This window comes from Pedobacter jeongneungensis (assembly GCF_039538295.1).
In the GTDB taxonomy this organism is placed as follows: Bacteria; Bacteroidota; Bacteroidia; order Sphingobacteriales; family Sphingobacteriaceae; genus Pedobacter; species Pedobacter jeongneungensis.
Genome location: NZ_BAABBY010000004.1, coordinates 482,689 through 502,087 on the forward strand (window position 1 = coordinate 482,689; position 19,399 = coordinate 502,087).

The window sequence follows — 19,399 nt, forward strand, 5'->3', positions numbered from 1 at the left end:
TGGAATGTTTAAATGTTGAAATATCCCAACCCTTCATCTTATTTAAAATCGTCTGTACGATTCGGTTAATTCAAATATTTTTGCAATAATGTTTTTGTCAACTTCCCCTAAAGGTAGGTTCTTCCGGGCGAAAACCTTTTCAGTAGTTTCTAACATTTTATCCAGTTTATAAGCTTCAAAGCTATTGCCTCCTCCCCAGCTAAAATCAGATATATGGTTTGGTGGAAGTCCGCCGCCGAAAACATTGGCGCTAACCCCTACCACAGTACCTGTATTAAACATGGTATTAATGCCGGATTTAGCATGATCGGCCATAATTAAGCCACAAAACTGCAGATTGGTATTTCGCATTTTTCGGCTTTCGTAATCGTAAAGCTTAACTTCTGCATAGTTATTTTTTAAATTCGAATTATTGGTATCGGCACCAATATTGCACCATTCGCCCATTACCGAATTACCTAAATAACCTTCGTGCCCTTTAGCCGAATTGCCCCAGATTACAGCATTGTTAATTTCGCCACCTGCACGGCTATTCGGGCCAATTGTAGTACCCGAATATATTTTAGCACCCATTTTTATGGATGAATTATCACAAAGTGCAAAAGATCCCCTGATTAGAGAACCTTCCCAAACTTCAGCATTTTTACCGATATAAATTGGTCCGTAAGTAGTATTAAATACACTACATTCTGCTTTAGCACCTTCTTCCAGAAAAATATCATCTCCTAACAGCTGATTGGTACCGCTTAACTTTGCCGAACTACGTCCTTCAGTTAACAATTTAAAATCTTTTCTGATTTCGGCCGGATTATGACCAAAAATATGCTCGGGATAAACAATATGTATAAAATCGCCGGCATATTCAATTTGCTTTAGCGATTTAACAGTTTCAGAATCGTGTCTGTCGGCAATATAAGCCACAATTACATCTTTTTTACAGAGTACCTCACCTGCTTTAAGGTTGACAACAGCATTAAGCAAAGCTTCATCGGGACAAACCGAACCGTTTATAAATAAATTAGCATCAGGTTTTGGTGCATATTTTATAGAGAGGTAATCCTGGGTATGAAAGCCAAAATCGGCTTTTAAATGTTTGGCCCATTTTTCAGCAATGGTTAAAATACCTATGCGCAGATCGGCCACTGGCCTGGTAAAAGTAAGCGGACGCAGGGACATCCAGCTGGCATCATCAAAAAGATTGATTGTCATAAGCTGCAAAAATAAAAAAAGTCCCGATGCTTTTGGCAAAGGGACTTCAAAAAATGCTTTTTACAGCTAAAATTATTTCTTAGCGTAACGGTTTTTGAATTTATCGATACGTCCTGCAGTATCAACCAATTTCATTTTACCAGTATAAAAAGGGTGTGAAGTGTGAGAAATCTCTAATTTATAAAGAGGATACTCGTTACCATCTTCCCATTTAATTGTTTCTTTAGTATCTACGCAAGATTTTGTTAAGAAAGCATATTCGTTAGACATATCTTTAAAAACAACTGGTCTGTAGCTTGTTGGGTGCAAATCTTTTTTCATTTGAATATTATTTTTAGTTATTTGTGTGAAAGCATCAAGAACATTTTTGCAATTTGCTGGCAACAACGCTTATGACATTTCCTATTAGTCTTTCTACCTCTATTTTAGAGGATGCAAATATCTTAATTTTATTTTTGATTTACAAGCCTAATTAAAGAATTTTAAATTATATGGCTTTTCTACTTCTGGTTTAATCAAAAGGGCATAAACAGATCGCGGCAAAGCTAAACTTTTTTGAGCTGAATATTGTTTTTCAGATATTTAAAAAATATGTGTAAATTTGGTATATGAGAAAAGAAAGCGAATTTGACGGCATTATCCATGCCGATAGCAGCGGAAAGCTCTACATTAAAAGTCCTGATTTTTTTGCGCAGCCAAGGGTTATCGAAATGGTGGGTGCATTAATGCAATCGAATATTTTCAAAAAGATAGAAAAGGACAAAAACAAAAAATAACCATATAAATGCCATTTAACCTACTCTTGTTCCCTCTTGTAGGCGGCTATTATATATTAATCAGGTTCAGGTACCTGCGGTATGTGCAATACCGGCTCGAAAGCCAGCGCATACTATTAAATTCTGCTTTTGCCGGAATCCTATTACTCGGCGCGTGTTTTATATTAAGGGGAATTTTTATTGCCATCTGGCCAGAAACCGTTGAACAACTTAGCAGATTACTTCCTATTCATGCGCCTTATTTTGGCACCACAAGTTTATCTTTATTAGTAGCCGTTGCGGCAACTGAGATCGCGAATCTTTTTATCAACCGCCTAAAAGCGATTAAAAGGGCAATAGCTACATCGGGAAATGAATTTGAACTGTTATTAAGCTCCTCTTTTTTTGATGCACACCTTTTACAGTTTACCATGGACAGCGGCAAATTTTACATCGGCTGGGTGAAAGAACTGCCAAAACCTTTTACCACAAGTTACATCCGCATTACCCCTGCTTTTAGTGGTTACCGCAAGGCCGACGATAAGGAACTGGTTTTTACCACCCAGTATTTAACGGTTTATGCCAGTTATATTGAAGATGGCTCTGTTGCCAATACTGATGAATTAAAAACCGACCTTGTGTTAAAAGCAGATAAGATTAATTCCATTTCGTTTTTTGATATGGATATGTACAACAGGTTCAATCCTTCGCAGGAAGAAACTACCGATTAATCCTTTTTCGGACTGTATTTTTTCCAGGTTTCTATTTTAGCTTTCTGACGGGCAATGTATGCATCGGCAACTACTTCGGCAGAGCTAAGCCCTTCTACGGTTTCTAACAATTCTTTTAATTTATACTGATCTACATCTGCCTTATATAAGATCTGGATTAGTTTCGGGAAATCGTTGTCAATGAGGTAGGCAAAAGCAGTAACCATTGCTTCACGTAACTGATTCTCTGAAAGGGTATCCGGTATATCGAAATCTTTGCTGATGATACTGGTTAATGACACGGAATTAGGATTTTTGAGATTATAGGATTTTAAGATCAAGTTTTATTAGGCAATTTGCTAAAGCCAAGCACCACAGGCCAAAGTTAAATAAACCTGATGGAAACGGCAGCTCCCGATTGAAAAGAGGGACTATAGTCTACAGCAGGACTGAAAGGGCTATGGAATACGGAACCATTCGTTTTCTAAAAAATAAATACGTTTATATTGACACCCCGCCTTGCAGGCACCCCTTTAAAGAGAGAATGAACTAGCGAGTTAAGCCATTTCTCATCTTACTTCTTCCATCTTCCATCCTTATACCCATTTAATCTCCTGGCAGATCTCGATCAGCACACCATTGGTATCTTTTGGATGAACAAAACAAACCATCTTGTTATCCGCCCCTTTTTTTGGAGATTCATTGAGCAGCACGAAACCTTCCCGGTGCAAACGTTCCATTTCAGCCAGGATATCATCAACCAAAAAGGCGATATGATGAATCCCCTCTCCTTTTTTTTCGATAAATTTAGCGATTGCACTATCTGGAGCGGTAGCCTGCAGCAGCTCTACCTTATTTTCGCCTGTTTTAAAAAAAGCTGTATTTACAAATTCGGAGGCAACCTGCTCTGTTTTATAGCAATCGGTATTGAGCAGTTTCTCGTAAATGGCGATGGAACGGTTGAGGTCTTTTACCGCGATACCGATGTGTTCTATCTTTTTCATAGATTATAAGGTTATGTGAATGTAAAAATGCGGCTTTTCTCTATAAGCTCATAGCTATTATTTATAATTGTTAAATAAGTTTTTTCGTATCTTTGTGATATAATTAACAGAATAGAGATGAAACAGCCGATATATTTAGATAATAATGCTACAACACCGTTAGATCCACGTGTGCTGGAAGCAATGCTACCTTACTTTACTGAGAAATTTGGAAATGCCGCAAGTCGTAATCACGCGTTCGGCTGGGTGGCCGAAGAGGGTGTAGATTATGCCCGTGAGCAGGTAGCCAAATTAATCGGCTGTACTGAAAAAGAAATTATTTTTACATCAGGTGCAACCGAAGCCGATAACCTGGCAATTAAAGGTGTATTTGAGATGTACAAAGAAAAAGGTAACCACATTATTACTGCGGTTACTGAACATAAAGCGGTTTTAGATACCTGCAAACACTTAGAGAAAAATGGCGCACGCGTTACCTATTTAGGTGTTAAAGAAGACGGTTTAATTGATTTAGCTGAACTGGAAGCTGCCATGACACCTCAAACTATCTTAGTTTCGATTATGTATGGCAACAACGAAATCGGTGTAATACAACCGGTTAAAGAAATTGCTGCCATTGCACACAAACACGGCGCTTTATTTATGACTGATGCTACGCAGGCAGTTGGTAAAATTCCGGTTGATGTAAATGCGGATGGTATCGATTTAATGGCTTTCTCTGCACATAAAATGTACGGTCCGAAAGGTGTTGGTGTACTTTATGTACGTCGTAAAAACCCAAGGGTTAAAGTAACCGCACAAATGGATGGTGGTGGCCACGAGCGTGGTATGCGTTCGGGTACATTAAACGTTCCTGGTATTGTTGGTTTAGGAAAAGCCTGCGAACTTTGCCGTTTAGAAATGGAAAGTGAATCAGCACGTTTATCTGCTTTGCGTGATAAGCTGGAAACTACTTTGAACAAAATGGAAGAAAGTTATGTTAATGGTAATACACAACACCGTTTACCACATGTAGCTAATATTTCTTTCAAATATGTTGAAGGTGAAGGTTTAATGATGGCGATGAGTGATTTAGCAGTATCTTCCGGATCGGCTTGTACTTCAGCATCTTTAGAACCATCTTATGTATTAAAAAGCTTAGGTTTATCTGATGATTTAGCACACTCTTCTATCCGTTACGGCTTAGGAAGGTTTACTACGGAAGAAGAAATTGACCAGGCCATTGAAGTAACTCAAAAAGCGGTTAACCACTTAAGAGAACTTTCTCCACTTTGGGAAATGTTTAAAGAAGGAATCGATTTGAGTAAAATCGAGTGGGCGGAACACTAGGCCAGTTTGGAGTTGGCAGTTACCAGTTTTGAGTAGGTAAACTGGTAATTGAAAATTGGTAACTGATAATTAATAAATAAAATTATCTCCGAAAGGAGACTTAAGAAATAGAAATCATGGCATATTCAGAAAAAGTAATTGACCATTACAATAACCCACGTAACGTAGGTACTTTAAATAAAGACAGCAAATTTGTAGGAACAGGATTAGTTGGTGCACCTGAGTGTGGCGACGTAATGCGTTTACAGATTGAAGTTGGCGAAGATAACGTAATCACTGATGCTAAATTTAAAACATTTGGCTGTGGTTCTGCAATCGCTTCTTCTTCTTTAGCTACAGAATGGTTAAAAGGAAAAACAATTGATGAAGCTTTATCTATCGATAACATGGATATTGTTGAAGAATTGGCTTTACCTCCGGTAAAAATCCACTGCTCAGTTTTGGCAGAAGATGCAATTAAATCTGCGATTAACGATTACCGCGTTAAAAATGGCTTGGAAGCTATTGTATTAGAAAAATCGCACCACTAGAATAGATGTAAGATAATAGATTTGAGATGTGAGAGCACCTAACTTAGGGCGCTCAAATATATCTCAAATCTAACATCTCAAATCACAAATCTCTATCACAATGATTACGATAACAGATAAAGCAAAAGAAAAAATCACTCACTTAATGCAGGATTCGGAAATGGGTTCTGATTACTTTTTACGCGTATCAGTAAAAGGTGGTGGCTGTTCGGGTTTATCATACAATCTGGATTTTGATAACGAAGAGCAAAAAGGCGATCAGTTTTTTGAAGACAGAGGAATCAAAATTGCGTTAGACATGAAATCATTCCTTTATCTGGCCGGAACTGAACTGGATTTTACAGATGGCTTAAACGGAAAAGGTTTTAATTTCATCAACCCGAATGCAAGCCGTAGCTGTGGCTGTGGTGAGAGTTTTTCTGTTTAATCAGATCAATACTTATAGAAAAAGGTTTCATTTTATGGAACCTTTTTTGCGTTTTAAAAGGTTTGTTTTTAACAAGATACGTCCTCTCGACCGAAACGCAGTGTAGCGGAGAGATCTATCTCGATAGATTTCTCGACTTTGTTGCAGTCCGTTCGAAATGACGACATCGAAGTTGAACCTATTGAAACCAGTACAGCCTTAAAACTACTTAAACAACCAAACTCTTACCCCAATTTGTATTTTTAAACCAAAAAGCCTTATAATTGTTAATTATAAATCAGCGAACCAATTACGAGCAATGCCATTAATAAACGAATTTTCAACGGTCCCTACCCTGTTGCGGAATGTTGTAAAAAATATACATCAACCACAAGAAACCTTTTTGATCCATAAACAGGGTGCAGAATGGGCTGAAATTTCTTATGAAGATACCCTGAAAAGAGCTGATGCAGTTTCTGCATTCTTTTTAGAGAAAGGAATAAAAAAAGGCGACCGCTTAGGTTTAATGATCGAAAATTCTCCAGAATATGTTTATTACGATCAGGGAATCCAGCAGATTGGCGTAATCAACGTTTCCATTTATCCTACGCTTTCTGAGCAGGAGGTGTCTTATATCATCAACGATTCCGGCATAAAAGCCATTCTTGTTGGGAATAATTTTTTATACCGTAAAGTATTAAAGGTTGCGGCCAATTGCAGGGAACTAAAATATATTATTCCCGCGTTTAAAGATTTTGAGAAAGTTACCATCCCAGCAGATGTAAATGTAGAAGTAATTGCTTTTTCTGATATCCTGGCACTTAAACATCAGGTTACAGCTGCTGAAAGGGCCGAAATAGACCAGTGCAGAAGTTTAGTGTTGCCACAAGATGTTTCCTCACTAATTTATACTTCAGGAACAACAGGAACGCCAAAAGGAGTAATGCTTACCCATTATAATTTTGTAAAAAATGTGGAGGTGTGTTTGCAGCAAATCCCGGTGATTGACCAAACAGAAACTTTCCTGTCATTTTTACCATTATCTCACGTTTTCGAGCGTACCGCCACTTATCACGTTTGCTGTGCACAGGGTTGTAAAATCGCCTTTGCACAAAGTTTAGAACTCTTAGCCAAAAACATGGGCGAAGTGCGTCCAACCGTAATGAGTTGCGTACCACGTTTGCTGGAGCGCATTCACGATAAAGCGATAAAAGGCGGAACTGCAGGCGGAGGTAAAAAAGCAAAAATATTTACCTGGGCCTTAGAAACCGGAAATAAATACCGTGTAGCCAAAGAAGCAGGCAAAAATCCGGGGTTGATCTTATCGGCAAAAAAAGGAATCGCAGAGAAACTGGTTTTTAGCAAGATCAAGGAAAAAACCGGTGGACGTTTAAAATTCATGATTTCGGGCGGAGCGGCCTTACCTAAAAATGTAGGTGAGTTTTTTGGCGATCTGGGCATTAAAATTCTGGAAGGTTTTGGTTTAACAGAAACTTCGCCGGTAATGTCGGTTACGGAATACCACCGGCAGGTTTATGGTACGGTTGGACGTGTAATCCCCGGCATTGAGGTTGGCATACAGGATGTAGAAAGCAAAGCAATGCTAAGCATCCAGACACACCATACTTTTGAAGAAAATTACGAATGTGCTGAGGGTGAAGTAATTGTGCGTGGTCACTGTGTAATGAAAGGTTATTTTAACAAACCTGCAGAAACTGCCGAGGCAATTGATAAAGATATGTGGTTCCACACCGGCGATATTGGCCGGTTTTATAAAGGGAACCTGCAGATTACCGATCGTTTAAAAAACATGATCGTAAATGCTTACGGCAAAAACGTATATCCTACCCCGGTAGAAAATATTTATTTAAAAAGTCCTAAAATTGACCAATTGTTCTTAATTGGCGATAAACGCGAATTTATCACGGCTATCATTATCCCGAACAGGGAAACACTGGAAGAAACTTTTAAACTTCAGCCATCGTTTTTCGAAGAAGCTGATCCTTTTATCCGTAACCAGGAAATTATCGACTGGATGGAACAGGACATTAAGAAAATCTCTAACGAACTGGCAAAATTTGAACGCATTAAAAACTTCAAGATCAAACGTAATCCTTTCAATATCGATGAAGGCGAAATTACCCCGACCATGAAAGTTAAACGCCGTATTGTGGAAAAGAAATATGCAGATGCGATTAACGAAATGTATGAAGAAGGTGTAGAAGCGGAATCATAACAATTAAAAATTTCCCAATTAGGGAACTTTTCTTATATTTGTACAATATTTATCTAAGTGAGAATAATCGCAAAAAAAATACTGCGTGATTTTTGGGAAAAACATCGGGATTGTGAAGAACAACTGAAATCGTGGTACCAGGAAACAAGCAATAGCATTTGGGAAAAGCCTAATGATGTAAAAAACGATTATCCCAGTGCAAGTATCTTGGCTGATAATAGAATTGTTTTTAATATTAAAGGCAATAACTATCGGTTGATTATCAAAATCAATTATGATTATCAGATGATCTGGATACGTTTTATTGGTACTCATGCTGAATATGATAAAATAGATGCTACTAAAATCTAAACACATGAATATTAAGCCGATCAAAAATCAAAATGATTACACACAAGCCTTAGAAAGGCTCGAAGTTATTTTCGATGCTAAAAAAGGCTCGGTCGAAGGTGATGAATTAGAGGTATTAGCGATCCTCATCGAAAATTACGAGGACAAACATTTCCCTATTGGTTTTCCTGACCCAATTGAGGCCATCAAGTTTAGAATGGAACAAATGGGCTATAAACAAAGTGATTTAGCCAAAGTTGTTGGTTTAAAAAGCCGGGCTAGTGAAATATTAAACCGAAAGCGGAAATTATCACTCGATATGATCAGACAATTACACGAAAGTTTCAATATACCTACAGATGTGCTTATCCAGGCATATTAAAATTATACATTAAGACAAAAATAAAACCCTGCAAAATCATTACTTTTGCAAAAAATACCCGAAATGAGTATAGGATTATCAGAACAAGAAGTATTACGACGTGAGTCGTTAAAACAATTACGCCAGTTAGGCATTGAGCCTTATCCGGCAGAAGCTTATGAAGTTAACGTTACTGCTGCCGACATCTTAGCAAACTACGAAAAAGATAAAACCGCCTATAAGACCGTTAGTTTAGCGGGTCGTATTATGGGACGTAATATAATGGGTGCCGCATCTTTTGCTGAATTACAGGATTCTACAGGCCGTATCCAGATTTATTTGAAGAGAGATGAGCTTTGTCCTGGCGATGATAAAACCTTATACAACACGGTATTTAAAAAGCTTTTGGATATCGGCGATTTTATCGGGATTACCGGTTACGTTTTTACTACCCAAACAGGAGAAATTTCTATCCACGTTACCGGTTTTACTGTTTTAGCTAAATCATTACGTCCGCTACCCATCGTAAAACGTGATGATGAAGGAAACGTATATGATGGTTTTACCAATCCAGAACTGCGTTACCGCATGCGTTATGTAGATTTAACAGTAAATCCTGATTACAAACAGATTTTCATCAAACGCAGCAAGGTAATTAACAGCATGCGCAATTACTTTGATGAGCAAGGCTGGATGGAGGTAGAAACCCCTATCCTGCAGCCTATACATGGTGGTGCTGCCGCACGTCCTTTTGCTACGCACCACAATACTTTGGATATGCCACTTTACCTTCGTATTGCAAATGAGCTGTATCTGAAAAGGCTGATCGTTGCAGGTTTCGACGGCGTTTATGAGTTCGGTAAGATGTTCCGCAACGAAGGAATGGACCGTACGCATAATCCGGAATATACCTCAATGGAAATTTATGTGGCCTATAAAGATTATATCTGGATGATGGCCATGGTTGAAGAATGTTTAGAAAAAGTGGCTATTGCAACCAATGGTTCGGCTGTGGTAAAAGTTGGTGAAAACGAAATCAATTTCGAAGGGCCATACGAAAAACTGACCATGTACGAATCGATCCAAAAATATACCGGAATTGATGTTTCGAAAATGACTGAAGAGGAGCTTTTACAAACCTGCGCATCATTAGGCATCAAAACCGATTCTACCATGGGTCGTGGTAAATTAGTAGACGAAATTTTCAGTGATAAAGTAGAAGCTAATTTAATCCAGCCTACATTTATTACGGATTATCCAATCGAGATGACGCCGCTTGCTAAAAAACACCGCAGCGCAGAAGGATTGGTGGAGCGTTTCGAAATATTTGTGAATGGTAAAGAAATCGGAAATGCGTATTCTGAATTAAACGATCCGATTGACCAGAAAGAACGTTTTGAAGATCAGTTAAAACTTGCCGATCGTGGTGATGCCGAAGCGATGGCCATGGACGACGATTTTGTTCGTGCTTTAGAGTACGGTATGCCTCCTACTTCAGGCTTAGGTTTTGGCATCGATCGTATCGTAATGTTAATGACTAACCAAAGTACCATCCAGGAAGTGTTATTCTTCCCGCAGATGCGACCGGAGAAAAAGAAAATAGAGTTAACACCAGAAGAAACAGAATTATTTGCATTGATTTCGGAAGGCGAGCAATATCTGTTAACAGATATTAAAGCAAAACTAGCCGATTGGAGCAATAAAAAGTGGGATACAACATTAAAAGCATTAACCGGTAAAGGCATTTTAAAGGTAGCCAAAACCGATGAAGGCTTGTTTTTATCACATAAATAATCGAAAAAAGGCTTTCGTAACGGTGAAAACACATCTTTAGTGTTAACACAAACATAACAAAAACTTAAAAGGCTTGCTAACAATTGTTTAGCAAGCCTTTTCTATATTTACAGCAATCGATAAATAAATCATTGCCTTATGAATACGTCAAGTTTAGAAATTAACGAAAGAGAATACTGCATTAAATTAAGCAAAGATGCTTTTGATTTAACTTTAGTTCGCCAGTTAATAAAAAGAATCCAGGCCGAAGCCTTATTTTTCTCAAGAGCCCAGGCTGAAGATGAAGGTATCTTAAGCAAAAGAGCCCAAAGAGAAGAATATGAAGGATTCGATTATTTAGGAGACAAGTAGTCTGTTTCAGTTGGCAATTTCCCGTCAGCAGTTAATTTAACAATTAACCGGCTAACCGCTTTAAACAATTAACCAGTTAAGCAATTTAAACAGTTAACCAAAATTTAGTCAACCTCCAACGTTCCTTCTACCGAATCATCCATTGTTTTCCCGGTAATTACGGATGCTGCCATTTTCAAAAATGCAACTGCAGTTCCGTGTTTGGTATCCCAATAGTACCCTTCTGACGGAATTACTTTAATCAGTGTAATATTCGGATCATCTTTTCCTCCCTGAAACCAGGTTTTAATAAATGGACTCCAAAGTTCATCAATTTTAGCCTGATCCCTGCTGATTTCTGAAATGCCATAAATGTTGACAAAGCCTGAATGTGCGCCTGCCTGAAATAATAAATGGGTAAAAGGATCAGTAGAAATCTCTTCATTTTTATGACTGTCTTTCATGCTCATAAACCAGATATTTCCTTCATCATCAACCTGTTGGATGGCCATTGGCCTGACAGATAATGGAATACCCGTTTTAATATTGGTACAGAAAAAACAACTTTCTGCTTTTTCTGCCAGTTCTCTAAGTTTTTCGATGGCTGCTTTGCCGCCCAAATCTTTAATATTATTTTCTTCCTGAGTATTGTTTGTACTTCCTTCTTGTGATGTTGCCATAGGTATAAGATTTTATATTAACTACAAAGGAAAGTAGAATTTAGTTTTGAGTTTTTGCGGAAAACGGACGGCGGATAGCGGTTAGCTATGAGTGTTTAACGCAGCCAAATAGAATAGATTTATTAATCTATTGCTATGGATTTTTAATGAAAGGCAATACCTTTAATTAATGGAGATTAAAAAACCGCAACCGTTTAAAGCTGAAATTAAAATTATCGGCATTAATCCTTTTGTATTTGTACCGGAAGAAACTTTGGCTTATATTTTTAAACAGGCTGGCGAAACTAAAGGACAGCTCCCAATTGTTATGAAAATTGATGGTTATGAATTTAAACAAACCTTAGTAAAATATGCCGGTGGTTGGCGTTTGTATCTGAACACTCCCATGCGAAAGGCGGCCGGAAAAGATCTTGGCGATATTGCAACTTTTGAAATTGAATTTGATACTGAAGAACGTACACTAATTATAAATCATAAGTTGGAGCAGGCCTTAGCAGAAAATAAACAGGCCAGGGATGTATTTGATGGCCTCGCCCCCTATTTACAGAAAGAAATTATACGTTATATTGCGAATCTTAAAACGGAAGAATCAGTAGAGAAAAATGTTAAAAAGGCAATCGGTTTTCTGTTGGGTAAAGAAAGATTTATTGGAAGGGATCCTTTGTAACTATCACATCTCGATTTGCATCGACAAATTCATAAGAAAAGTCGTCATTGCACGAAGCAATCTTACGATCGCTAATTGCATCCGCATTAGGATTGCTTTGTGCCCCGTAATGACGGAATTTTTTACATCATACATTTTATACACTTGCCTTTCATTATAAACCCGATGGGAGCGGCAGCCCCGAAGTATGAGGGCTAAAGCGTACAGCGGGATTGCAGCCCCCGATAAAACACAGCCCTTTCATTTCCTCAAAAAATACAACCCAACAAAAAAGCCATCTCAATTATGAAATGGCTCCAAACTACAAAGTTTAATATTATCTGTAACGAACCTGCTGCTGCTTGTCCATCATGCCCATCTGATCTTTCATCTGTTTAATCTGATCGGCCAGTAATTTATTTTTATCTGCTTTTTTTGCTTCGGCAAGGTACATGGTTGCTTCGCGTTTGTTGCGTTTAGCCATTGCAATACCGGCCAGGCTTAGTTTTGCCAATGCAACGTTATGATCCATCTGCATCCCTAAAGCAAGCGATTTTTTGAAATATTTCTCGCTTTGCATTGGTGCTGTTCTGCTTTCAATTAAACCGATCAATAAATTATAGTAACCATGCTGAACTTTAATTAACTGGGTTTCGTAGTTGGTAATGCGATCTAAAAACATTTTTGCTTTAGGCATGTTATCTTTTCTAAGAAACCATTGCGCTAAAAGCATGTTCTCATTAAAGAAATAAGTTACCAGTACAATTATTCCTAATAAAATGGCAATAATGCCCCATGGCCAGAAGCCAAAGATAAATAAAGCTACTGCGCCACCCAGTAAAGCAAACCCCGCAATTAATCTGATAATATTTGGCATAAATTTTATTCTAATTATTTTTTTTTGCAAATATCGTGTTTAAATGGCAGAATTTAGATTTTAAAACAATAATTTCATTAAAAATTTACAGGCACTAAAAACCCACACAATACATATGAAAATCTTTTTATCTATAACCCTAATTATACTAGCAATGAACGTTTCTGCACAGGAAATGAATAAAAAAATCCACGATCAGGTCCATAATAAAGATATCCTGATTAACGCCTGCACCCGCGAAGGAATTACCACTTTTCCTGAGTTTAAAGAAATGTACGATCCGCTTTACGCCGCTTATGTTCCGGATGCAGCAACCATGATCGAACTGAAAAAACTAATTAAAAACGAAAAAATTAAAATTGTTTTAGGTACATGGTGTGGTGATAGTAAGGCAAATGTGCCAAACTTCTTTAAGATTTTAGATGCACTGCACTTTAAAGAAAAAAACGTAGAAATTATTGCAGTTGATGGCAACAAAAAAGCTGAAAACGGCATTTTGGATGGCTTAGACATTTCGAGGGTACCTACTTTTATTGTTTTCGATAAAAAAGGGAAAGAACTGGGAAGGATTATCGAAGGCCCAAAAACATCATTAGAAGGTGATTTATTAGCGATTTACAAGAAAAAATCTTAGCATTATCGCTCATGGTTCATAGTATGATGATTGATTATAGTCTATCGGCCAGTATGGGCATTTGTACCATTGACCATGAACTATAAAACCATCGACCAATAACATTGTTTACCTCCATATACATCTTACATTATTACATTTTACATCAATACTATGTCTGCAGCATTAGAACCAGGTTGGTTGGCCGTTTTAGAACAAGAATTTGAAAAGGACTACATGAAAAGCCTGAAGTCTTTTTTACAGGAAGAGAAACAGAACGGCGCAACGGTTTATCCTAAAAGCGCTGATATTTTTAATGCGTTAAATACCACTCCTTTTGACCAGGTTAAGGTGGTGATATTAGGTCAGGATCCTTATCATGGTGCTGGTCAGGCACATGGCTTATCTTTTTCAGTACAACGAGGCGTAGCTGTTCCGCCATCGTTAAAAAATATTTACAAGGAATTAGAAACGGATATTGAAGGTTTTAAAACGCCAAATCACGGGCACTTAACACATTGGGCAGAGCAGGGAGTGTTATTATTAAACGCAACGTTAACCGTCCGAGCTTCAGATGCTGGTTCTCATCAAAACCGTGGCTGGGAAACTTTTACAGATGAAATTATTAAGGCTTTGTCTCAAAAACGCGAACATATCGTGTTCCTGTTGTGGGGTAAATATGCACAGCAAAAAGCAGCTTTAATTGATCAAAAGAAACATTATGTACTTACAGCAGCGCATCCTTCGCCATTCTCGGCGTATAATGGCTTTTTCGGATCAAAACATTTTTCTAAAGCAAATCAGTTGTTAGTGCAAAATAACCTGAAACCAATCGACTGGAACCTGCCAGCTTAATGAATACGTATTTTATTAGTGGTTTAGGGGCTGATAAAAGGATTTTTTCGAAGTTGAGACTGAATCAAAAAATCAATATTATTCACGTTGATTGGATTAAACCGGTTAAAAATGAATCACTTGCAGCTTATGCCGGGAGGTTGAGCAGAGTTATCGATCAATCGCAGCCTTTTGCCTTAGTTGGGGTTTCGTTTGGTGGAATGATTGCAGTGGAAATAGCGAAGATTTTAAACCCGGTAAAAACCATCATCATTTCAAGTACGATGTTAAGCAGTCATTTGCCGTTGCTTTATCGTTTTGCTGGTAAGCTGGGTTTGTTGAAATATATTCCGGCCAGACTGTTAAAATCTTCAAACAAACTCACCCAGAACTATTATTTTGGTACAAAATCAGGCACCGAAAAAACGTTGCTCAGCAACATTATTAAAGATACCGATCCTTATTTTCTGAAATGGGCAATCGGGAGTATATTAAACTGGAAAAATAAAACAGTACCTGAAAGGATTTACCACATCCATGGCACAAAAGATAAAATCCTTTATTCTAAAACAGCTGAGCCCGATTTTGTGATCTACAACGGAACGCATTTTATGGTTTATCAAAACGCAAAGGAAATTTCGGGAATTATTGATAAAATAATATTGAATATAGGAATAGACTAATTTTAAGCGATACATCATCACTAAACTGATCGTCATTTCGAGCGAAGTGCAACGCAGTCGGGAAATCTATAACAGATCTCTCCATTCCACTGCGTTCCAGTCGAGATGACGACCGCCTTATTTAGCTTACCCCCATAAATACATTCCGATGAAAATCGAAATCCAAATAACAATATTGGTATATGCTAGTACTCTAAAGGTACAATCGGTTCTTTCTTGGTCGTCGACATGATCATCATCGTCTGAAAAGTTTTCACTACAGAAATTTTACTGATTTTATCCATAATCAAACGTTCATAAGCTTTAATGTCTTTCACATAAACCTTTAACAGAAAATCGGCCTGACCAGTAACGTGGTGGCATTCGGTAATTTCCTTAATTTGGTTAACTTCATCCAAAAAGATCTGGATGGTATTGTTTTTATGAAAATCGAGTTGGATCTGTATAAAAGTTTTGATCCCTAAACCCAGTTTTTCTTCATCCACCAATGCATGATAACTTTTAATATATCCTGCCATTTCGAGTTTACGCACACGCTCTAAAGTTGGTGCAGGTGATAAACCAATTTCCTGTGATAAAAGCAAATTGGTAATTCTTCCATTCTCTTGAAGAATCCTTAAAATTTTAAAATCAATTTTATCTAATTCAGATGCCATATGGTGTTAAAGGTATTTGAGAATACAAACATAACCAAATTATATTCTAAATTTTAACATAATTTATCATATATATTTTAAATAAAAATTTTTAGATTTACCTAAAAATAAACTTAGATAAACATAAATGCAAAGTTATACTGAAGAGAATTATCTAAAGACGATTTATCACCTGGCAGAGCAGACAACCAACGTTCAAACCAATGCCATTGCAGAGCAGATGCAAACTAAACCGGCATCGGTAACCGATATGATTAAGAAGCTGGCCGATAAAGGTTTGGTTGATTATATCAAATACCAGGGCGTAACCTTAACAGAAACCGGAAGAAATACAGCGATTGATATTGTACGTAAACATCGCCTTTGGGAAGTATTCCTGGTAGATAAATTAAACTTTAAGTGGGACGAAGTGCATGATGTTGCAGAAGAGTTAGAACACATTAAATCGGTAGAACTGATTGAGCGGCTTGATGAATTTCTGGGCTTCCCAAAAGCAGATCCCCATGGCGACCCAATCCCGGATAAAAACGGACGCTTTGCCAAAACACAGTTTATTAAACTGATCGAATTAAAAATTGGCGATTCGGGCACCATTACCGGCGTTAGTCAGCACAGCTCTGCTTTTTTAAAGCATTTAGAAAAATTAGGACTTACATTGGGCAAACAAATTGAGGTAAGCGATGTTACCGATTTCGATGGTTCGGTAGAAATTATGCTATCCGGGAAACAAATTAATATTAGCAGAGAAGTTGCAAAACATATTTTAATCAGCAGTAATGGCAAAAACTGAATCGTTAAGTGAAGTACATCAAAGCGTAAATACAGATAAAAGAAAAGGCTGGAAAAGAATTTTGGCTTTTATTGGTCCTGCCTATTTAATCAGTGTAGGTTACATGGATCCCGGCAACTGGGCAACCGATTTGGCTGGCGGCAGTAAATTTGGCTACCAACTGATCTGGGTTCTACTCATGTCGAACCTCATCGCCTTACTTCTGCAATCGTTAAGTGCCCGTTTAGGTATTGTACGCGGATTGGATTTAGCACAAGCTTCTAAACAGGCTTACCCCCGCTGGGCCAACATTCCTTTGTTTGGTTTAGCACAAACCGCTATTATTGCCTGCGATCTGGCCGAAATTATCGGCATGGCCATAGGTTTACAACTCCTTTTTGGCTTACCACTCATTTGGGGCATCTCCATTACCATTTTCGACACTATTTTATTGCTATTTCTTTTAAATAAGGGAATGCGGGCCATGGAAGGATTTATTGTTTCGATGGTTTTTATTGTTGGAATTTCCTTTTTAGTTGAAATGTTTATTGTAGAACCATCCATTAAAGAAATAGCAAAAGGTTTTGAACCTTCGATCTTAAATGGTGATGCACTTTATATTGCTATAGGGATTATTGGTGCTACCGTGATGCCCCACAACCTTTATCTGCACTCATCTTTAGTGCAGACCAGAAAAATTGAACGGAACAATAAAGGCATAAAAGAAGCCTTGAAATTCAATCTGATTGATACCACCGTAGCGCTAAACCTCGCTTTTTTTGTTAATGCTGCAATATTAATCCTTGCTGCTGCAGCTTTTTATAAAAACGGCTTACACGAGGTGGCCGAAATACAGGATGCACATAAATTACTTTCGAACATTTTTGGAAGTGTTGCCCCAACCCTATTCGCCATTGCATTAATTGCTGCAGGACAAAGCTCTACGGTTACCGGAACCTTAGCGGGACAGATTATTATGGAAGGGCATATCAATTTAAGGATCCAGCCCTGGTTGCGTCGCTTAATTACCCGCTTATTGGCAATCATTCCTGCATTCTTTACCATTTTGCACTATGGCGACGATGCCCTTGGAGGATTATTGGTGCTTAGCCAGGTGGTTTTAAGTTTACAGTTGGGCTTTGCTATAATTCCTTTGATCCACTTCACCTCAGATAAAAAACTGATGAAAGATTTTGCGATCAAGCCATGGGTTAAGGTACTGGCCTGGGCAAGTGCCATAGCTATTATTGCGTTGAATGTAAAACTGGTAATTGAAGAAATAAGCGGCTGGGCCAAACAAGCCAACAACTGGTGGATTTATGTAATTGTAATCCCAGCTTTGGTCCTGATCGTGCTGTTATTGCTTTATGTTTTTTTCCACCCTTTATTAGAAAAGAAAAAGAATGCTTCCCGATCGCTTATTCCCCATGGAAATGCTTTGGATATTGGTAAAATTGATAAGATTAGTTACAAACGTATTGGTATTGCCGTCGATTTTTCTAAAAATGATAAAAATACCATTCGCCATGCTTTAATTCAGGGTGGTAAAGATGCACATTACTACCTCATCCACGTAGTAGAAACTGCTGCTGCACGTTACCATGGCAACAATGTTATGGATCACGAAACCATGAGCGATGCTGAAAACCTGGAGAAATACCGTAACAATCTCGAAGATTTAGGTTACGCCTCTACACCCTTTATCGGTTTTGGTAATACAGGTAAAGCCATTGCCGACATCAGTAACCGGAACGAAATGGAGCTCCTGGTGATGGGTGCACATGGCCATAAGGGCTTAAAAGATCTTATTTTTGGAACAACGGTTGATTCCGTAAGGCACAAGGTTAATATTCCTGTATTGATAATCAGGTAAGATTATTGAGCCCTAAATTATAATTAACCACAGATAAAAAGGATAGACACAGCTATAAAAATCCGTAATAATCTGTGGCTAAAAAATAAGATTATTTACTGACTACAGTCATCATTTTTTTGATGCCGCCATCGCCTGATTGATACATTAATAATTTACCTGCTGGCGAATATAAATACATAGCTGGGTATTGCTTTGGTAAAAAAGTTGGGATAAATATGCGTTTTTTATCCTGCAGCACCAATACATTAGGTTTTGCATTTAAACCTTTAGCATAAGAATCGAAAAACTGCGGAATAATATATCCTTCATCCATGGTAATCATGTAGATGTTTACATCCTTAAATTTGGCATAATTGGTATTCAGGATTTTACTTTCGCGCTGGCAATGCTCGCAGGTACAATCGAATAAAATAAAAAGGTTCTTTTTACCTTGTTTAATATCGGTATTAGAAAAAGCTTTCCCATCCAAACGGTAAAAAGTAAACTGTGGCAACAAAGTTGGCTGCTGTGCTTTTACCTGGAAAGTAACGGCTAATAATAAGATTAAAAGTAGGTTCCTGAATTTCATTTTAGATATTTTTACGTTCAAACTTAATTGAATAAATACGAACATAATAATATATCCTTAGCTTTTACAAACTGATGAAGATTTTATTTGGTTGTAGTAATTGACTAAGATTACAATTAATTTTTTTTTGAAAACGATCGTTAGTTTTTCATAGCAGTTGTAGCCCCGCCATCCGTTATAGCTCCGATAGAAAAAATCGGAGG

At 37.7% G+C, this 19,399-nt stretch carries 24 protein-coding genes; 16 read left to right on the plus strand and 8 right to left on the minus strand.

What is annotated here, in order from left to right; genetic code table 11:
- Positions 1-42 precede the first annotated feature (42 nt).
- On the minus strand, positions 43-1,209 hold the full coding sequence (locus tag ABD769_RS10155; protein ID WP_344851320.1) for a putative sugar nucleotidyl transferase: 1,167 nt from the start codon (positions 1,207-1,209) through the stop codon (positions 43-45).
- A gap of 72 nt (positions 1,210-1,281) precedes the next feature.
- Entirely contained in the window at positions 1,282-1,530 is a 249-nt protein-coding gene (locus tag ABD769_RS10160; protein WP_025142617.1) for a type B 50S ribosomal protein L31, read from the minus strand.
- A 287-nt stretch (positions 1,531-1,817) separates the two neighbouring features.
- Here ABD769_RS10160 and ABD769_RS10165 point away from each other — a divergent pair, with 287 nt between their 5' ends.
- Positions 1,818-1,985 (plus strand): hypothetical protein, encoded by a 168-nt coding sequence (locus ABD769_RS10165; RefSeq protein ID WP_344851321.1) that lies wholly within the window; start codon positions 1,818-1,820, stop codon positions 1,983-1,985.
- Between the two features lie 8 nt (positions 1,986-1,993).
- Positions 1,994-2,695, plus strand: coding sequence for a hypothetical protein (locus tag ABD769_RS10170; RefSeq protein WP_344851322.1), 702 nt, complete (start codon positions 1,994-1,996; stop codon positions 2,693-2,695).
- Here ABD769_RS10170 and ABD769_RS10175 read toward each other — a convergent pair.
- The gene (locus ABD769_RS10175) at positions 2,692-2,976 is read right to left on the minus strand and encodes a hypothetical protein (protein ID WP_344851323.1); all 285 of its coding nucleotides are present in this window, start codon (positions 2,974-2,976) and stop codon (positions 2,692-2,694) included. The two genes, ABD769_RS10170 and ABD769_RS10175, sit on opposite strands and share 4 nt — an antisense overlap.
- Before the next feature lie 294 nt (positions 2,977-3,270).
- Positions 3,271-3,678 (minus strand): methylmalonyl-CoA epimerase, encoded by a 408-nt coding sequence (mce, locus tag ABD769_RS10180; protein ID WP_344851324.1) that lies wholly within the window; start codon positions 3,676-3,678, stop codon positions 3,271-3,273.
- Between the two features lie 117 nt (positions 3,679-3,795).
- Between mce and ABD769_RS10185 the strand changes: the two genes are divergently transcribed.
- From ABD769_RS10185 to ABD769_RS10220, 8 genes are all read left to right on the plus strand, one after another.
- A complete protein-coding gene (locus tag ABD769_RS10185; RefSeq protein ID WP_344851325.1) occupies positions 3,796-5,007 on the plus strand; it encodes an IscS subfamily cysteine desulfurase in 1,212 nt (403 codons plus the stop codon).
- A 116-nt stretch (positions 5,008-5,123) separates the two neighbouring features.
- Positions 5,124-5,537 (plus strand): Fe-S cluster assembly scaffold IscU, encoded by a 414-nt coding sequence (iscU, locus tag ABD769_RS10190; RefSeq protein ID WP_025142622.1) that lies wholly within the window; start codon positions 5,124-5,126, stop codon positions 5,535-5,537.
- 100 nt (positions 5,538-5,637) lie between these two features.
- Positions 5,638-5,964 carry a HesB/IscA family protein gene (locus ABD769_RS10195; protein ID WP_025142623.1) on the plus strand — a complete coding sequence of 109 codons (327 nt, stop codon included), beginning with the start codon at positions 5,638-5,640 and terminating at the stop codon, positions 5,962-5,964.
- Between the two features lie 298 nt (positions 5,965-6,262).
- On the plus strand, positions 6,263-8,179 hold the full coding sequence (locus ABD769_RS10200; RefSeq protein WP_344851326.1) for an AMP-dependent synthetase/ligase: 1,917 nt from the start codon (positions 6,263-6,265) through the stop codon (positions 8,177-8,179).
- Positions 8,180-8,236: 57 nt separating this feature from the next.
- Positions 8,237-8,530: a type II toxin-antitoxin system HigB family toxin gene (locus ABD769_RS10205; protein WP_344851327.1), complete on the plus strand. Its 294-nt coding sequence runs from the start codon at positions 8,237-8,239 to the stop codon at positions 8,528-8,530.
- 4 nt (positions 8,531-8,534) lie between these two features.
- Entirely contained in the window at positions 8,535-8,891 is a 357-nt protein-coding gene (locus tag ABD769_RS10210) for a helix-turn-helix domain-containing protein (RefSeq protein ID WP_025142628.1), read from the plus strand.
- A 63-nt stretch (positions 8,892-8,954) separates the two neighbouring features.
- Positions 8,955-10,664: a lysine--tRNA ligase gene (gene lysS, locus ABD769_RS10215; RefSeq protein WP_344851328.1), complete on the plus strand. Its 1,710-nt coding sequence runs from the start codon at positions 8,955-8,957 to the stop codon at positions 10,662-10,664.
- Positions 10,665-10,802: 138 nt separating this feature from the next.
- The gene (locus ABD769_RS10220; protein ID WP_344851329.1) at positions 10,803-11,015 is read left to right on the plus strand and encodes a hypothetical protein; all 213 of its coding nucleotides are present in this window, start codon (positions 10,803-10,805) and stop codon (positions 11,013-11,015) included.
- A 104-nt stretch (positions 11,016-11,119) separates the two neighbouring features.
- Here the strand turns inward: ABD769_RS10220 and ABD769_RS10225 are convergent, their stop codons facing one another.
- Complete coding sequence (locus ABD769_RS10225) at positions 11,120-11,674, minus strand: pyridoxamine 5'-phosphate oxidase family protein (RefSeq protein ID WP_344851330.1); 555 nt, start codon at positions 11,672-11,674, stop codon at positions 11,120-11,122.
- A 169-nt stretch (positions 11,675-11,843) separates the two neighbouring features.
- On the opposite strand from ABD769_RS10225, the gene ABD769_RS10230 reads away from it, so the two are divergent.
- Positions 11,844-12,341: a YdeI/OmpD-associated family protein gene (locus ABD769_RS10230; protein WP_344851331.1), complete on the plus strand. Its 498-nt coding sequence runs from the start codon at positions 11,844-11,846 to the stop codon at positions 12,339-12,341.
- Between the two features lie 316 nt (positions 12,342-12,657).
- On the opposite strand, the gene ABD769_RS10235 is transcribed toward ABD769_RS10230, so the two are convergent.
- Complete coding sequence (locus ABD769_RS10235) at positions 12,658-13,197, minus strand: DUF2892 domain-containing protein (protein ID WP_344851332.1); 540 nt, start codon at positions 13,195-13,197, stop codon at positions 12,658-12,660.
- Between the two features lie 154 nt (positions 13,198-13,351).
- Between ABD769_RS10235 and ABD769_RS10240 the strand changes: the two genes are divergently transcribed.
- From ABD769_RS10240 to ABD769_RS10250, 3 genes are all read left to right on the plus strand, one after another.
- Positions 13,352-13,831 carry a thioredoxin family protein gene (locus tag ABD769_RS10240; protein ID WP_344851333.1) on the plus strand — a complete coding sequence of 160 codons (480 nt, stop codon included), beginning with the start codon at positions 13,352-13,354 and terminating at the stop codon, positions 13,829-13,831.
- Between the two features lie 153 nt (positions 13,832-13,984).
- The gene (ung, locus tag ABD769_RS10245) at positions 13,985-14,665 is read left to right on the plus strand and encodes a uracil-DNA glycosylase (protein ID WP_344851334.1); all 681 of its coding nucleotides are present in this window, start codon (positions 13,985-13,987) and stop codon (positions 14,663-14,665) included.
- Positions 14,665-15,327: an alpha/beta fold hydrolase gene (locus ABD769_RS10250; protein WP_344851335.1), complete on the plus strand. Its 663-nt coding sequence runs from the start codon at positions 14,665-14,667 to the stop codon at positions 15,325-15,327. The genes ung and ABD769_RS10250 overlap by 1 nt, the downstream gene beginning before the upstream one ends.
- A gap of 185 nt (positions 15,328-15,512) precedes the next feature.
- On the opposite strand, the gene ABD769_RS10255 is transcribed toward ABD769_RS10250, so the two are convergent.
- Positions 15,513-15,983 carry an Lrp/AsnC family transcriptional regulator gene (locus ABD769_RS10255; RefSeq protein ID WP_025142637.1) on the minus strand — a complete coding sequence of 157 codons (471 nt, stop codon included), beginning with the start codon at positions 15,981-15,983 and terminating at the stop codon, positions 15,513-15,515.
- A gap of 127 nt (positions 15,984-16,110) precedes the next feature.
- Here ABD769_RS10255 and ABD769_RS10260 point away from each other — a divergent pair, with 127 nt between their 5' ends.
- Entirely contained in the window at positions 16,111-16,773 is a 663-nt protein-coding gene (locus tag ABD769_RS10260; RefSeq protein WP_344851336.1) for a metal-dependent transcriptional regulator, read from the plus strand.
- Entirely contained in the window at positions 16,760-18,625 is a 1,866-nt protein-coding gene (locus ABD769_RS10265) for an Nramp family divalent metal transporter (RefSeq protein WP_344851337.1), read from the plus strand. Before ABD769_RS10260 ends, ABD769_RS10265 begins: the two co-directional genes overlap by 14 nt.
- A gap of 91 nt (positions 18,626-18,716) precedes the next feature.
- Here ABD769_RS10265 and ABD769_RS10270 read toward each other — a convergent pair whose 3' ends face one another.
- Positions 18,717-19,196: a TlpA family protein disulfide reductase gene (locus tag ABD769_RS10270; RefSeq protein ID WP_344851338.1), complete on the minus strand. Its 480-nt coding sequence runs from the start codon at positions 19,194-19,196 to the stop codon at positions 18,717-18,719.
- Between the last annotated feature and the right edge of the window lie 203 nt (positions 19,197-19,399).

Coding starts and splice junctions, on each gene's coding strand:
- ABD769_RS10260 (WP_344851336.1), top strand. CDS start 16,111: ATGCAAAGTTATACTGAAGAGAATTATCTAAAGACGATTTATCACCTG.
- mce (WP_344851324.1), bottom strand. CDS start 3,678: ATGAAAAAGATAGAACACATCGGTATCGCGGTAAAAGACCTCAACCGT.
- ABD769_RS10220 (WP_344851329.1), top strand. CDS start 10,803: ATGAATACGTCAAGTTTAGAAATTAACGAAAGAGAATACTGCATTAAA.
- iscU (WP_025142622.1), top strand. CDS start 5,124: ATGGCATATTCAGAAAAAGTAATTGACCATTACAATAACCCACGTAAC.
- ABD769_RS10210 (WP_025142628.1), top strand. CDS start 8,535: ATGAATATTAAGCCGATCAAAAATCAAAATGATTACACACAAGCCTTA.
- ABD769_RS10255 (WP_025142637.1), bottom strand. CDS start 15,983: ATGGCATCTGAATTAGATAAAATTGATTTTAAAATTTTAAGGATTCTT.
- ABD769_RS10265 (WP_344851337.1), top strand. CDS start 16,760: ATGGCAAAAACTGAATCGTTAAGTGAAGTACATCAAAGCGTAAATACA.
- ABD769_RS10160 (WP_025142617.1), bottom strand. CDS start 1,530: ATGAAAAAAGATTTGCACCCAACAAGCTACAGACCAGTTGTTTTTAAA.
- ABD769_RS10170 (WP_344851322.1), top strand. CDS start 1,994: ATGCCATTTAACCTACTCTTGTTCCCTCTTGTAGGCGGCTATTATATA.
- ABD769_RS10185 (WP_344851325.1), top strand. CDS start 3,796: ATGAAACAGCCGATATATTTAGATAATAATGCTACAACACCGTTAGAT.
- ung (WP_344851334.1), top strand. CDS start 13,985: ATGTCTGCAGCATTAGAACCAGGTTGGTTGGCCGTTTTAGAACAAGAA.
- ABD769_RS10225 (WP_344851330.1), bottom strand. CDS start 11,674: ATGGCAACATCACAAGAAGGAAGTACAAACAATACTCAGGAAGAAAAT.
- ABD769_RS10155 (WP_344851320.1), bottom strand. CDS start 1,209: ATGACAATCAATCTTTTTGATGATGCCAGCTGGATGTCCCTGCGTCCG.
- ABD769_RS10200 (WP_344851326.1), top strand. CDS start 6,263: ATGCCATTAATAAACGAATTTTCAACGGTCCCTACCCTGTTGCGGAAT.
- ABD769_RS10250 (WP_344851335.1), top strand. CDS start 14,665: ATGAATACGTATTTTATTAGTGGTTTAGGGGCTGATAAAAGGATTTTT.
- ABD769_RS10240 (WP_344851333.1), top strand. CDS start 13,352: ATGAACGTTTCTGCACAGGAAATGAATAAAAAAATCCACGATCAGGTC.
- ABD769_RS10165 (WP_344851321.1), top strand. CDS start 1,818: ATGAGAAAAGAAAGCGAATTTGACGGCATTATCCATGCCGATAGCAGC.
- ABD769_RS10195 (WP_025142623.1), top strand. CDS start 5,638: ATGATTACGATAACAGATAAAGCAAAAGAAAAAATCACTCACTTAATG.
- lysS (WP_344851328.1), top strand. CDS start 8,955: ATGAGTATAGGATTATCAGAACAAGAAGTATTACGACGTGAGTCGTTA.
- ABD769_RS10235 (WP_344851332.1), bottom strand. CDS start 13,197: ATGCCAAATATTATCAGATTAATTGCGGGGTTTGCTTTACTGGGTGGC.
- ABD769_RS10230 (WP_344851331.1), top strand. CDS start 11,844: ATGGAGATTAAAAAACCGCAACCGTTTAAAGCTGAAATTAAAATTATC.
- ABD769_RS10270 (WP_344851338.1), bottom strand. CDS start 19,196: ATGAAATTCAGGAACCTACTTTTAATCTTATTATTAGCCGTTACTTTC.